Consider the following 13,229-nt stretch of genomic DNA (forward strand, 5'->3'; position numbering starts at 1 on the left):
ATTTTTATTACACAGTTACTATTACTTGCGGTATTTAGTAGCTGCGTTGTCCAGACGCTGGTTAGCGCGAGCTGCGTCATCTTTAGCAGCCTGAACGTCGGAACGCATTGCGTTCACGTCGTTGCTCAGCTGGTCAACTTTAGCGTTCAGAGTCTGAACGTCAGAAGACAGCTGATCGATTTTAGCGTTGCTGGAGCAACCTGCCAGCAGAGTAGAACCCAGGATTACCGCGCCCAGTACCAGTTTAGTACGATTCATTATTAATACCCTCTAGATTGAGTTAATCTCCATGTAGCGTTACAAGTATTACACAAACTTTTTTATGTTGAGAATATTTTTTTGATGGGAATGCACTTATTTTTGATCGTTCGCTCAAAGAAGCATCGAATTGTGCAAAAACGGCTAAAAAACCGAGTGAAAACAGAAAGCTTCCATCGGATTCATCTTAGATAATCACGGATTGGATAGTGAAATCCGATTTGATTTTTTATTAATTGTGGCTATCGATAAAATAAAAAAAGCGCCACGAGGGCGCTTTTTTAAGCAAATTAATTCGCGGTGGAATTATTACAGTACGTGAACGGATGCAGTGTTGGTCGTGCCGCTTGGAACCAGCGCGCCAGAAACCATAACCACAACGTCACCTTTCTGCGCCAGACCGCTCTCCAGAGCAACTTCTTTGCCCAGACGGTAGAAATCATCGGTAGAGCTGATTTCTTTGACAACCTGAGCCACAACGCCTTTGCTCAGCACCAGCTGACGCGCGGTAGTTTCGTTGGTGGTCAGCGCCAGGATGGTGGCATCCGGGAAGTATTTACGCACTGCACGAGCAGATTTACCGCCCTGGGTTGCAACCACGATCAGCGGAGCATCCAGTTTTTCTGCAGTTTCAACCGCGCCACGGCAAACGGCTTCGGTGATGCGCAGTTTACGGCTGTCGTTGTTGAAATCCAGACGGCTGGTCATTACACGGTCGGTACGTTCGCAGATGGTCGCCATGATGGTGACCGCTTCCAGCGGGTATTTACCTTTTGCGGATTCGCCAGACAGCATGACTGCATCAGTGCCGTCGAGGATGGCGTTAGCTACGTCGCCAGCTTCAGCGCGGGTAGGGCGCGGATTTTTGATCATGGAGTCCAGCATCTGGGTCGCAGTGATAACGACTTTACGTGCGCGGATACATTTCTCGATGATCATCTTCTGCGCGAAGATAACTTCTTCAACCGGGATCTCAACGCCCATGTCGCCACGAGCAACCATGATGCCGTCAGAGGCTTCGAGGATTTCGTCGAAGTTGTTCAGGCCTTCCTGGTTTTCGATTTTGGAGATGATCTGGATGTTTTCGCCGCCGTGCGCCTTCAGGTGCTCGCGGATTTCAACCACGTCAGAACGTTTACGGATAAAGGATGCCGCAACGAAGTCAACGCCCTGTTCGCAACCGAAAATCAGGTCCTGTTTGTCTTTTTCAGCCAGTGCTGGCAGCGCGATAGAAACGCCCGGCAGGTTAACGCCTTTGTTTTCGCCCAGGTCGCCGTTGTTCAGCACCTTACAGATAACTTTGTTACCTTCGATAGCGGTAACTTCCATGCCGATCAGGCCGTCGTCAACCAGTACAGTGTTGCCAACGGACAAGTCTTTCGTGAAGCCTTCATAAGTCACAGCAACGATTTCGCTGTTGCCGACAACGGATTTGTCGGTGGTGAAGGTGAAGGTCTGGCCTGCTTTCAGAGAAACGTCGTTGCCGCCTTCCAGTTTAATGGTACGAATTTCCGGACCTTTGGTGTCGAGCAGAATGGCAGCTTTTTTGCCGGTTTTGCTCATCACGTTGCGCAAATTCTTGATGCGCTGACCGTGTTCTGCGTAATCGCCATGAGAGAAGTTCAGACGCATGACGTTCATGCCCGCGTCCAGCATTTTGGTTAACATCTCTTCGGATTCGGTTTTCGGACCGATGGTGCAAACAATTTTCGTCTTTTTCATGACAGTCTTAGTCTTTAAGTTGAGAAGGATTGGGAAATCTGGCTCCCATCGCGCACGGACGGGAAGCTAAACCTGAGTTACGAAAGTGGTGATGTCTCGCTCTAAGGATAGGTGACATCGAAAGAGCGTGCAGAGGAATATGTGCTTGCGTTTCAGCCCAACGGGAAGGTGAGTTTTGTAGTCGTTGAGTTTTACAGGTCAATGTGCTGAAACCATTCAAGAGACAATTGGCGCGCATTATACGCTGAATTTTATCTAAAAGGAAAATGGAAACGCTGTTTCAAAACACTTCTGTGCAGTTTGACAAAAAATATTCATTAATTTGTTCATCGGTATGGATAAAGGCGTTGAGCACAGAAGTAATTTGTTGCGCAACAAACTGCGTTTGCCGTCCCAAATAAGCAGATTTATACGGGTGTTTTCAATGTTGAGAACATATTCCTAAAAATTATATCAAATACGTTTTAATTCATTCTAAAAGCCAATTTCACTCATTACACTCGTTTGGACATCCATACTGCTAAACAGCTAAAGGCGCTAGCAGGATAACTAAAACAGCAGCGGATACCCAAACGACATGATTGTCCTGAAAAATATTTCAAAAGTGTTTACGCCAGGCAGGCTTGCTATTACCGCTGTCGATAACGTCAATCTGACGGTTGAGCAGGGGCAGATTTACGGAATTATTGGTTACAGTGGGGCGGGTAAGAGCACCTTAATTCGCTTGCTTAATGGTCTGGAAAAGCCGACCTCGGGCAGTGTGACGATTAACGGCCACGATATCTCTGCCGCCCGCGGAGAATCTCTGCGCCAGGCGCGACTGAAAATCAGTATGGTGTTCCAGCATTTCAACTTACTGTGGTCGCGCACGGTTAGCGAAAATATTGCTTTCTCTATGCAAATCGCGGGGGCGCCAAAGGCGTCCATCAAAGCGCGGGTTGCCGAACTGATTACGCTGGTTGGGTTGAGTGGTCGCGAGAATGCTTATCCGTCCCAGCTCAGCGGCGGACAAAAACAGCGGGTGGGCATTGCCCGCGCACTGGCGAACAACCCTGACGTACTGCTGTGCGACGAAGCCACCTCCGCGCTGGATCCGCAAACCACCGATCAGATCCTTGATTTACTGCTCGATATTAATCGTCGCTTCAAATTAACCATTGTGTTGATCACCCATGAAATGCACGTGGTTCGCAAAATCTGCGACCGTGTGGCGGTGATGGAGAACGGCAAAGTCGTTGAAGAAGGTGACGTGCTCAGCGTCTTTACCCATCCGCAACAGCCGATTACCCGACAATTCGTTCGTCAGGTGAGCCAATACGCCGAAGAAGACGAGTTCAACCCACAACTGGCAAGCGAACTGGGCGGCGTGGTGATCAAGCTAACGTTTACCGGGCAACGCACCCACCGTCCTGTGGTCGGAGAATTGACCCTGCGCTACGGCCTGCCGTTTAACATTTTGCACGGCAAGATGACGCAAACCGCACACGGCGTGTTTGGTCAGCTATGGGTGCACGTTGTGGCTACCGGAGAGCAACTGAGCAATATTCTGGCCGACCTGCGCCATAGCGACATTGAAGGTGAGGTGATTCAACATGGCTGAAGAACTGTTCCCCCATCTGAAATGGGATCAATTATTCGCAGCAACGCAGGAAACGCTCTATATGACAGCGCTTTCTGGCGTGGCGACCTTTGTTCTTGGCGTCGCCCTTGGCCTGGCGCTGTTTCTGACCGCACGCGGTGCATTGTTCCAAAACCGCGCCGTGTATAGCGCGATTTCGCTGGTGGTGAATATCTTCCGTTCGATCCCGTTCATCATTTTGATCGTGCTGCTGATCCCGTTTACCAAAGCGATGGTTGGCACCATTCTCGGCGCCAATGCTGCATTGCCTGCGCTGATCGTGGGGGCCGCGCCGTTTTATGCGCGTCTGGTCGAAATTGCCCTGCGTGAAGTCGATAAAGGCGTTATTGAAGCGACACGTTCGATGGGCGCGCGTCTGAGTACGCTTATTTTTCGGGTTTTACTGCCGGAATCTTCTCCCGCTCTGGTGTCCGGGATCACCGTGACGCTGATTGCGCTGGTCAGCTACAGCGCGATGGCGGGAGTCATTGGTGCCGGGGGTTTAGGGAATTTGGCCTATCTGGAAGGATTCCAGCGCAACCACAGCGACGTCACGCTGGTGGCGACGGTGACGATTCTGCTCATCGTCTTCATCATCCAGCTTTGCGGCGATGTGATCACCTCTCTGTTAGATAAACGCTAATAAAATACGGATACCATTATCATGAAAAAATCACTGACATTACTCGCCGCAGCAACCTTAAGCGCCCTTAGTTTCGCCTCCTGGGCTGATACGCTAACCGTTGGCGCATCAAACGTACCGCATGCGGAGATCCTTGAGCAGGCCAAACCGATTCTGGCAAAGCAGGGGATCGACCTGGAAATTAAACCGTTCCAGGATTACATCCTGCCGAATACCGCGCTGGCTGGCCGTGAGATTGACGCTAACTACTTCCAGCATATTCCGTATCTGAACAGCGTGATTAAAGATCATGCAGGCGATAAAACCTACGACTTCGTCAGCGCCGGAGCGATCCACATTGAGCCGATTGGTATCTATTCGAAGAAGGTGAAATCACTTAAAGATCTGCCGGAAGGTGGTAAGGTGATCATGCGCGATGCGGTATCTGAGGAAGGCCGTATTCTGTCGATTTTCGAAAAAGAGGGTGTGATCAAGCTGAAGCCGGGGGTGGATAAAGTTACCGCGCGCATTAGCGACATCGTGGAAAACCCGAAAAAACTGAAGTTCCTGCCTAACGTGGAAGCGGCGCTGTTACCGCAGATGTACAACAACGACGAAGGCGATGCGGTGGTGATTAACGCGAACTATGCTATCGATGCGGGGCTGGATCCGGTGAAAGATCCGATTGCCGTCGAAAGCGGTGAAAACAACCCGTATGCCAACATCATTACCGTACATCGTGGCGATGAGAAGAAAAAGGATATTGTGGCGCTGGTAGACGTACTGCATTCAAAAGAGATTCAGGACTGGATCCGCACGAAATACAAAGGCGCGGTGATCCCGGTAAATAACTGATCCGCTTCTTGCCTTATCCGGCCTACAACGTCCTGTAGGCCGGATAAAACGCGTTAGTGTTGCCACCCGACGCGAAAGTTACACTCGCTCAATTCTTGCCGGCAGCCCCTGGCGTACCGCCGCACCCGACACCCAGTCAAGCCAGGTATTGGTTACCTGCCGGGTAGGATCCGCAAAGCCAAGATCGTTAAGATTAATTCCCGACCTTATCTGCGCGTCAAATGGCATCGGCTCGCCGTCGAGCGTATGCTGCGCCGCGCCCATTTCTTTATGTCCATAGCCATGTTCAATGGCGATAACTCCCGGCATCACGCCATGCAGCAGGCTTATTTGCGCCAGTGCCTGACCGCCAGGCGTGGTGATACGTACCGTATCACCATGTGCTAAACCGTACCGCTTACCGTCATACGGGTTGAGCGCCACCAGATTAACCGGCTTCAGATGATGCAGGCGCGGGATCACCGCCGTGGCGCTGGACATGGTATTGGATTTAAAGGAGATCAATTTCAGTGGCCATTCTTGTTCCGGGAACAACTCCTCGACCATACGTCCATCCGACAGGCGAGAAGGATACCAGGCCGGGCAGCCGCTGTAGCGTTCTCCGGTTATCGCATGGCGGTGCGCGGCGACATTCGCATTCCAGATTTGCAACGGTTTTTCCCACGCATTGCCGACGCGATTCTCCACCCGGCCACTGCTGGCTGGAGCGAAACGCCCACCGCGTGAATATACAAATGCCACCCGGCTGGCTTCATCGGCTTTCAGCGTTTGCGTTATCACCGGCATGATCCGTTGCACCCCGGTCAAGGCAATGTCTTCCGGCTGTGCTTCCGGGACCGGTGCTTTGCCCATAAACGCAATATTGGCGGCGAGGCGCAGATAATAATCTTCCGCTCGATTTAACGGATACTGATTGCCTTGCGAGTCGGTAATCGCATTATCACCAAAACCAGGCAAGCCAATGCGTTTCGCTACCGCAATACAGAAAGATTCCATTGAAGCCGGTTGACCGTCAGTGGTACTACTGGTTGCGGCTCTGACCACGGGCCAGCGAGCGGTGGTGGCTTTGCTGGCGACGCCCGCCCACGGGGCGCTGAATCCCCAGCTTTCGAAGTTATGGGTATCCGGCACGATGTAATCTGCCAGCGCTGTGGTTTCGTTCATAAAGGCATCAATGGCGATAAATAACGGCAAACGCGCAGGATCTTTAAGCTTCTCCTCCGCCACTCCGCGTAACCCAGCGATGCCGTAAAACGGGTTGGTCATGTTGGAGATCCAGGCTTTTAGCGGATAAGGGTAGCCTTCGAGTGCCGAGACAAGAAGCTCAGTAAGTTGACCTGCCACAAACGGATACCACGGGGCTTTTGCCGGGAAGGGTGATTGGCCGGCGGCCACTTTATTGCGATACTCTTCGGAAGACTCATACGCGGTTTTACTGCGTGCGATGCTTAATCCCTTTGGTTTAATCTTCCCGGCGAAACTGTCCATGTTGTAGCGTGGTCCATCGGTGGCGCCATTGAACTTACCGCCGCCGACAAACACGCCGCCTTCAAGACTCAGGTTGCCAATCAGCGCATTGAGCATCATTACCGACCAGGCGTTATAAAATCCATTGCCTGCCATCATTCCGCCGTGAGCGATCACCGCCGCTTTACGTCCGTGGCGGGTAAACGCGTCGGCCAGGGTGCCAATGTCTGCTTCAGACACGCCGCACTGCTGGCTGTATTGCGCGAGCGTTAGTTTTTCGGCGGATTCTTTCAGGCACTGGAGGCTGCTTTTTACCGTTACTGTCTGACCGTCTGCCAGCGTAACTTCGCGGATGACAAACAACTGCGCGCGTGGGCAACCGCTGGCAGCGACAATATCGCCGGCCTCGTTAACGACCACCGGCTCCTGGGCGGCGTTTGCGTTCAGATGCGCGAGGGTTAAATGCTGTCCGGCAAGATTTGGGATCTCATCGGTAATCACCAGATGCGTGGCGTTGCTCCAGCTTTTTTCTCCGGCCTGCTGCATGGCCTGCACGCCGGGAATGGCGAGATAATCGGCGTTATAGCGTTGTTTTTCGATTATCCAGCGGATCATACCCATCGCCAGCGCGGAGTCGCTTCCCGGACGCACGGGCTGCCAGCGGCCGCGATCGTCAGCCAGTACCGTGGTTAATGGCAGGGCTGGCGCTACCACCACATAGCGGAAGTCGTCGCGTAAACGGGCGCTGGCGAGCTGGCGAGCCTGGCGCTTAAACGGGTTACCGGATTGCGCTGGAGAGGTTCCCATAAACAGCGCGAACTCGACATTATCCCAATCGGGTTTCACGTGGGTGTTTTTATCCAGATCCCCCATTAGCGCACCAGAACCGGCTCGATAGGCCAGGCCGCAGTAAGCGCCATGTGCGCCGAAGTTTTTACTGCCGAAACTGTTCAGCGCGAAGCGACGTAAAAACGTATCACGTCCTTCATCGCTGGTATTGGTGACCAGCAACTGATTGGATTTTGGCCCAAAGCTGGGATGTCTGGCATCAAGCGGTGTATGGGGATCGTGAATAGCCCGCAGGCCGTCAACATGGCCCTCACCAAACAGATCGCCGCCTTCCACCACTTCTTTGATCAATTGTTCGAAGCTGATGCGCTGCCATTTTCCCTCACCGCGTTTGCCAACGCGTTTCATGGGCTGCAGAATGCGCAGTGGACTGTACAAACCTTCAAGTAATGTTGCGCCACGAGCGCAGGCGGTGGAGCGCGCGTCCAGACCCGACTCGCCCGCCAGTTGCGCCATTGCCGTGGCAAAGGGAACCGAGGCGTCAATATGGTGCTCGTGAGATAATGGATGATAAGGGTTACCGGCAATGCGCAGCACTTTGCCTTGCTCACTATCAACGCGTACCCGCACACCGCACTGTGTCCAGCAGCCAAAGCACTGCGTCATTGAGATCACCTGCTGCGGATTTTGCTGCCATTGCGGCCGGGCATTGGCTTCAGGGATGAGCGCATTACCAAAGATGCGGTCGCGGGTAATTTTACCAGAGGTACCGTCCAACAAACCGTCCAGCGCGCGCTTTGCTACATCCCGATAACTCAGACCAAACGTCACCATGCCACCTACAGCAAGACCGACTTTAAGCCACTGACGACGGGTTAAATTAGCCATGTTGCATTCTCCTTGCGATCGCGTTCAGGGCTTCACGAACAATAATAATCAGTGCTATCCACAGGCCGAAGGTGCCCACAATGGCCAGCCAGCCATCGGTACCGCCGGGCAGGGTGTAAGGATTAAACTGGGCGTTAAATTTCGGTACGGTCTGTACCTGGATGAGTAACGTCCAGCGCATCAGCCAGCACAACGCCATGGCGCTAAACGCCAGTAATATGTGCAGCGGCCGCGATAATGGAAAACGCAGCACCAGCCCGCAAAGGCCAAGCGAGATAAGCCATAGCGCAACCCAGCCGATGGCGTAGTGCCGTGCCGAAGAGGCGACATCCAGCCACTGGCGGATTGCTGAACCGGATAGCGTATTACTGCTCACCCAAATTGCCACCACGATAGCCAGCGCGCTCAAGGCGACAATTTGTCCCCACGCCAGTTTGCGCAGCAAAGATCCTTCACTTTTTGTTGCAGCGATGAGCAAGGCGAGGAACGTTTGCAGCGCGCTGAGGAACATTGCAACCGGAAAGGCGTAGCTGAACCAGACGGGACGCGCCTGCACCACCGACACTTCGCGACCGGTGTAAACCAGTAGTCCGATAGCAGACAAGGCGCTACCGACGGCCAACCATTTAGTTACACTGTAACTTTTAAGTGTTAACTGCTTAACGTGCTGTGCCAGAAACCACAGGCCCAGGAAGCCGGTAAACAGCGGTAAAAACAGTGCGCCCCATGGCATCCAGGACCATGGCGTCGGATAAGCATAAAAATGCCAGACGCGGGCGGTTTGGTGTAAATCAGCGGTCAGCGCCAACGGGGCGGTTATTGCACAGGTCAGGGCGATTAACAGCGTCAGGTTTTCCAGTTCTGCCGTCTTCTGTTTACGCCAGTGCAGCACGCAGGCGAACAGCGCGGCGCAGGCGGCAATACCGATGAAAAAGAAATACTGTACGGCCCAGGGTAACCAGCTTACATGCTGTGGATGGGCCAGAACCTCTTCGATAATCAGTGAATGGTTCATTTAAACCTCCTGCCAGAGAGCGGGTTGAGCACGTCCCATTAACGGGGTGACAAACGCTTCATCCAGACCCAGATAAAACACGTGCGGTGATGTTCCGCTTTCGGGTTTCAGCACCTTGATGGCCTCATGGTGTTCGTGCAGCATTTGAGAAATCCGGCTGTGCGGATCTTTGATATCGCCAATGATACGCGCGCCGCCGACGCAGGATTCTACGCAGGCCGGGAGCAGGCCCGCTTCCAGGCGGTGTACGCAAAAAGTGCATTTATCGGCGGTTTGCGTTTCGTGGTTGATGAACCGCGCATCATATGGACAGGCCTGCACGCAGTAAGCGCAACCCACGCAGCGGGTGTTGTCGACGACTACGATGCCGTCTTCGCGTTGGAAGGTGGCCTGCACCGGACAAACGGGTACGCAAGGTGGATTATCGCAATGGTTGCACAGGCGCGGCAGCAGGACGTTGGTGACGCTTTGCTGGCCTGTCAACTGCACCTGATACTGGTTAACGAGGGTTCTGAAATCCCCCTGCGGCGTCTGGTTCTCAATGGCGCAACTGACGGTACAGGCCTGGCAGCCAATACAGCGTCGCAGGTCAATCAGCATGGCGTAGCGATGCTTGAGTGAGCCTTCATGGCGTTCAGGCGAGAAGGGGAATTGCGCCTGAGCCAGCGGAACCAGTGAAGCGCCAGCGGTCAGGACGCCCAGTTGCTGGAGAAACTGCCGTTTACTGCTGTCCATATTTTCTCCCGTCACGGTTCAACAACGAAACATTGGTCACGCCGTTGATTTGAGTGTGATGAATAAAGAATTCCAATGATTTACAGTGTAAAAATCGTGACGGGGGGTACTCTATTGTGGTTAACCACATACCCGGCTTGTTGTTGATCTAAAACAACATAATTGACAGGGATAATTGAGTGGGACGCAACGTAGTAAGATGCCTGACGGTGCTGGCGTCGCTGTGGATGCTAAGCGGCACGGTTGCGGCGCAGACATGGAACATTGGCGTGTTGGCAATGCGTGGGGAGATCTCCACACGTCAGCACTGGCAGCCGTTGGAAACCCTGTTGAATCAGCAAATTCCCGGTGAGCAGTTTCATATACAACCGTTGGACCTACGGCAGATGCAGGAGGCAGTGAATCGTGGCACGGTACAGTTTGTGGTCACCAATCCGGCGCAGTTTGTACAGCTAAACAGCCGTTCTGCGTTACGCTGGCTGGCGTCGTTACGTTCTACCCGTGGAGGCAAAGCCGCCAGTAACGTGATTGGCAGCGCGATTCTCGTCAGGCGCGATAGTGGGATCGCTTCCGCGCATGATCTGATCGGTAAAACGGTTGGCGCCATTGATGCTCAGGCTTTTGGCGGCTATTTGTTGGGGTATAAAGCACTTAGCGATGCCGGTCTGCGCCCGGAACGCGATTTACGCCTGACGTTTACCGGTTTTCCTGCCGATGCCTTACTCTATCTATTACGCGAAAAAGCCGTGCAGGCGGTGATTGTGCCGGTGTGTCTGCTGGAAAACATGGATGAGGAAGGGCTCATTCATAAAACGGACTTTAGGGCTGTACTCAACCATCCCACCTCGATTCCCTGTTTAACCAGTACGCCACTGTATCCTGACTGGTCGTTTGCGGCACTGCCTGCAGTGAGCGACGAGTTGGCCGATCGCGTCACACGGGTGCTGTTCAATGCGCCGCAGAATGCAACGTTTCGCTGGGGGGCGCCTGCCTCGACACGCGAGGTAGAAGCGTTGCTGCGTGATGTCCGCCAGCATCCGCAGCAGCGCCAGCTTTGGCTGGACGTCAAAAGTTGGTTTATCCAGCACCGGCTCGCTATGGGGGCTGTGGCCGTTGTGCTGTTGCTGCTGACGCTCAATTATATCTGGGTGATGCTGCTGGTTCGTCGTCGCGGCAGGCAACTGGAGCGGAACAGCATTCTGCTGCGCAAACAAGAACAGGCGCTGGAAACCGCTCGCCAAATGAGTGTACTTGGCGAGATGACCTCCGGGTTTGCCCACGAACTCAATCAGCCGCTGTCGGCTATCCGCCATTATGCGCAGGGCTGTTTGATCCGCCTGCGCGGTCAGGATAAGCAGCATCCGTTATTACCTGCGCTGGAGAACATTGATGCCCAGGCGCAGCGGGGGGCTGACACATTGCACAATCTGCGCCAGTGGGTCAGTCAGGCGCAGGGTAATCCGGTGATGACCGATGACTGGCGAGCCGTCAACGTGCATGATGCTATTCATCACGTCTGGCAATTATTGCGTATGCCCCAGCAATTTCCGGGGGTAGCGCTACAAGCTCAGGTAAATAAGACGTTAACGCTAACGCTGCCGAGCGTTCTGCTTGAGCAGGTGCTGGCCAATCTGGTGCTTAATGCGGCCCAGGCAGGGGCAACCACGGTGTGGTTCAGCGCCCAGCGTGAGGAGGGGGATGTGCGTATTTGGGTGCAGGATAACGCTGGCGGTATTGATGAGGCACAGTTGTACCAGGCTTTTCAGCCGTTTATGACCACCCGTAAAGAGGGCATGGGGCTGGGATTAGCCATTTGTCAGCGGCTGGTGCGTTACGCGAATGGAGAGATTGGGATCAAAAATCATCAGGCTCCTGATGAAAAAGCGGGCGTGGTGGTGACATTACATTTTAAGCAAAACCGGGAGGGAGGCCGTAGTGGCAATAATTCATCTGCTGGATGACGACATTGCCGTCACTCAGGCCTGTGCGTTTTTACTGGAAAGCCTGGGATACGAGGTATGTTGTTGGGATCAAGGCGAAACATTCCTCGCTGAGGCAAACCTGTATCAGGTCGGCGTACTGTTGCTGGATATGCGTATGCCGGTAATGGATGGGCGCGCTGTGCATGAAGCGATGCGCCAACGAGAAAGTTCGTTGGCAGTGGTGTTCCTTACCGGGCATGGCGATGTGCCGATGGCGGTTGAACAAATGAAACGTGGCGCGGTCGATTTTTTGCAAAAGCCGGTGTCCGCCGAGCCGCTTCAGGCGGCGTTAGAGCATGCGTTGCAGATTTCTCACGCCGCCTTCTCGCGACAAGAGATCGTGGCCTGCTATCAGATGCTCACGCCAAAGGAACGAGAGTTGGCGCAACTGGTAGCAAAAGGGTTAATGAATCGGGAAATTGCTGACGCCATGAATATTGCGGTGCGTACGGTTGAAGTTCATCGCGCGCGGGTGATGGAAAAAATGCAGGCGCGGAGCCTTGCTGAGTTGGTAAACCGACTACAGCGGATCCAGTAGATTTATGACATTTGTTTGATTTTCATTGAATTTTGTCTAATTAGCCAGAGTGATATATGCTGTTGGTTTGAGTTAATGACGAGCGGGCAAATATGGGAAATCAGACCAAAGACGACGAGTTGTACCGTGAAATGTGCAGAGTAGTCGGTAAAGTAGTACTGGAAATGCGCGATCTGGGACAAGAGCCAAAGCATATCGTCATTGCAGGTGTGCTGAGAACCACCCTCGCCAACCAGCGTGTAAAGCGCAGTGAGCTAGAAAAACAAGCCATTGAGACCGTAATTAAAGCATTGGCCGGATAATCCATCAAAAGAGGAGGGTAGTTTCTTGCGCCATCCTCTTATTCTCGTCACGTTATTCTATCAATATATATAATTCAGGACTGCAATTAAAGAATTGCATCGTTGTATATTTTGTTGTATATCGATTGATATATAAAAATATATATGCGAGTAGAGTCACAAATATTTGCAAGCCATATGAAATGTTATTTCAACTTATCTTAATGATAATAAATCTCACTCCGCATTAATTATTTCCCTTCCGTTTTTTAATTGATGACGATCAAAACGACGATCCCTAAATAACCACATTATCTTTGTGCCTAACCCTAAAGGATTAGATTCATTCAGTTTAACCACCGTCATTTATACGATCAGGTTAGGGCAAATATTCACGTGTTGTTGGCAACATTAATGGCCGAATCGGCCGATCTGCGTGCAAAAATTAGCCTGGATGTG

General features: G+C 52.6%; 12 protein-coding genes. 6 read left to right on the top strand and 6 right to left on the bottom strand.

What is annotated here, in order from left to right:
• Positions 1 to 21 precede the first annotated feature (21 nt).
• From lpp to FDW92_RS23250, 3 genes are all read right to left on the bottom strand, one after another.
• Entirely contained in the window at positions 22 to 258 is a 237-nt protein-coding gene (lpp, locus tag FDW92_RS12255; protein WP_003029373.1) for a murein lipoprotein Lpp, read from the bottom strand.
• A gap of 309 nt (positions 259 to 567) precedes the next feature.
• Entirely contained in the window at positions 568 to 1,980 is a 1,413-nt protein-coding gene (pykF, locus tag FDW92_RS12260) for a pyruvate kinase PykF (RefSeq protein ID WP_006684766.1), read from the bottom strand.
• Positions 1,981 to 1,987: 7 nt separating this feature from the next.
• A complete protein-coding gene (locus FDW92_RS23250; protein WP_249357174.1) occupies positions 1,988 to 2,182 on the bottom strand; it encodes a hypothetical protein in 195 nt (64 codons plus the stop codon).
• 375 nt (positions 2,183 to 2,557) lie between these two features.
• Between FDW92_RS23250 and FDW92_RS12265 the strand changes: the two genes are divergently transcribed.
• From FDW92_RS12265 to FDW92_RS12275, 3 genes are read left to right on the top strand one after another with little or no spacing between them, the layout of a single operon-like run.
• Positions 2,558 to 3,580 (top strand): ATP-binding cassette domain-containing protein, encoded by a 1,023-nt coding sequence (locus FDW92_RS12265; RefSeq protein WP_042308749.1) that lies wholly within the window; start codon positions 2,558 to 2,560, stop codon positions 3,578 to 3,580.
• Positions 3,573 to 4,241: a methionine ABC transporter permease gene (locus FDW92_RS12270; protein WP_042308747.1), complete on the top strand. Its 669-nt coding sequence runs from the start codon at positions 3,573 to 3,575 to the stop codon at positions 4,239 to 4,241. Before FDW92_RS12265 ends, FDW92_RS12270 begins: the two co-directional genes overlap by 8 nt.
• 21 nt (positions 4,242 to 4,262) lie before the next feature.
• A complete protein-coding gene (locus tag FDW92_RS12275) occupies positions 4,263 to 5,075 on the top strand; it encodes a MetQ/NlpA family ABC transporter substrate-binding protein (RefSeq protein ID WP_003029358.1) in 813 nt (270 codons plus the stop codon).
• A 78-nt stretch (positions 5,076 to 5,153) separates the two neighbouring features.
• Here the strand turns inward: FDW92_RS12275 and ttrA are convergent, their stop codons facing one another.
• Genes ttrA through ttrB form a run of 3 tightly spaced genes read right to left on the bottom strand, consistent with a single transcriptional unit; the run spans position 5,154 to position 9,969 of the window.
• Positions 5,154 to 8,219, bottom strand: coding sequence for a tetrathionate reductase subunit TtrA (gene ttrA, locus FDW92_RS12280; protein WP_042308744.1), 3,066 nt, complete (start codon positions 8,217 to 8,219; stop codon positions 5,154 to 5,156).
• A complete protein-coding gene (gene ttrC, locus FDW92_RS12285) occupies positions 8,212 to 9,234 on the bottom strand; it encodes a tetrathionate reductase subunit TtrC (RefSeq protein ID WP_042308742.1) in 1,023 nt (340 codons plus the stop codon). Before ttrC ends, ttrA begins: the two co-directional genes overlap by 8 nt.
• Positions 9,235 to 9,969: a tetrathionate reductase subunit TtrB gene (ttrB, locus tag FDW92_RS12290; RefSeq protein WP_042308740.1), complete on the bottom strand. Its 735-nt coding sequence runs from the start codon at positions 9,967 to 9,969 to the stop codon at positions 9,235 to 9,237.
• A gap of 227 nt (positions 9,970 to 10,196) precedes the next feature.
• On the opposite strand from ttrB, the gene ttrS reads away from it, so the two are divergent.
• From ttrS to fumD, 3 genes are all read left to right on the top strand, one after another.
• Complete coding sequence (gene ttrS, locus FDW92_RS12295; RefSeq protein ID WP_137400641.1) at positions 10,197 to 11,930, top strand: tetrathionate respiration histidine kinase TtrS; 1,734 nt, start codon at positions 10,197 to 10,199, stop codon at positions 11,928 to 11,930.
• Entirely contained in the window at positions 11,905 to 12,489 is a 585-nt protein-coding gene (gene ttrR / locus FDW92_RS12300) for a tetrathionate respiration response regulator TtrR (RefSeq protein WP_042308736.1), read from the top strand. Before ttrS ends, ttrR begins: the two co-directional genes overlap by 26 nt.
• A 92-nt stretch (positions 12,490 to 12,581) precedes the next feature.
• Complete coding sequence (fumD, locus tag FDW92_RS12305; RefSeq protein WP_003029345.1) at positions 12,582 to 12,791, top strand: fumarate hydratase FumD; 210 nt, start codon at positions 12,582 to 12,584, stop codon at positions 12,789 to 12,791.
• The last annotated feature ends 438 nt before the right edge of the window (positions 12,792 to 13,229 follow it).

The organism is Citrobacter sp. wls706, from assembly GCF_005281305.1.
In the GTDB taxonomy this organism is placed as follows: Bacteria; Pseudomonadota; Gammaproteobacteria; order Enterobacterales; family Enterobacteriaceae; genus Citrobacter; species Citrobacter werkmanii.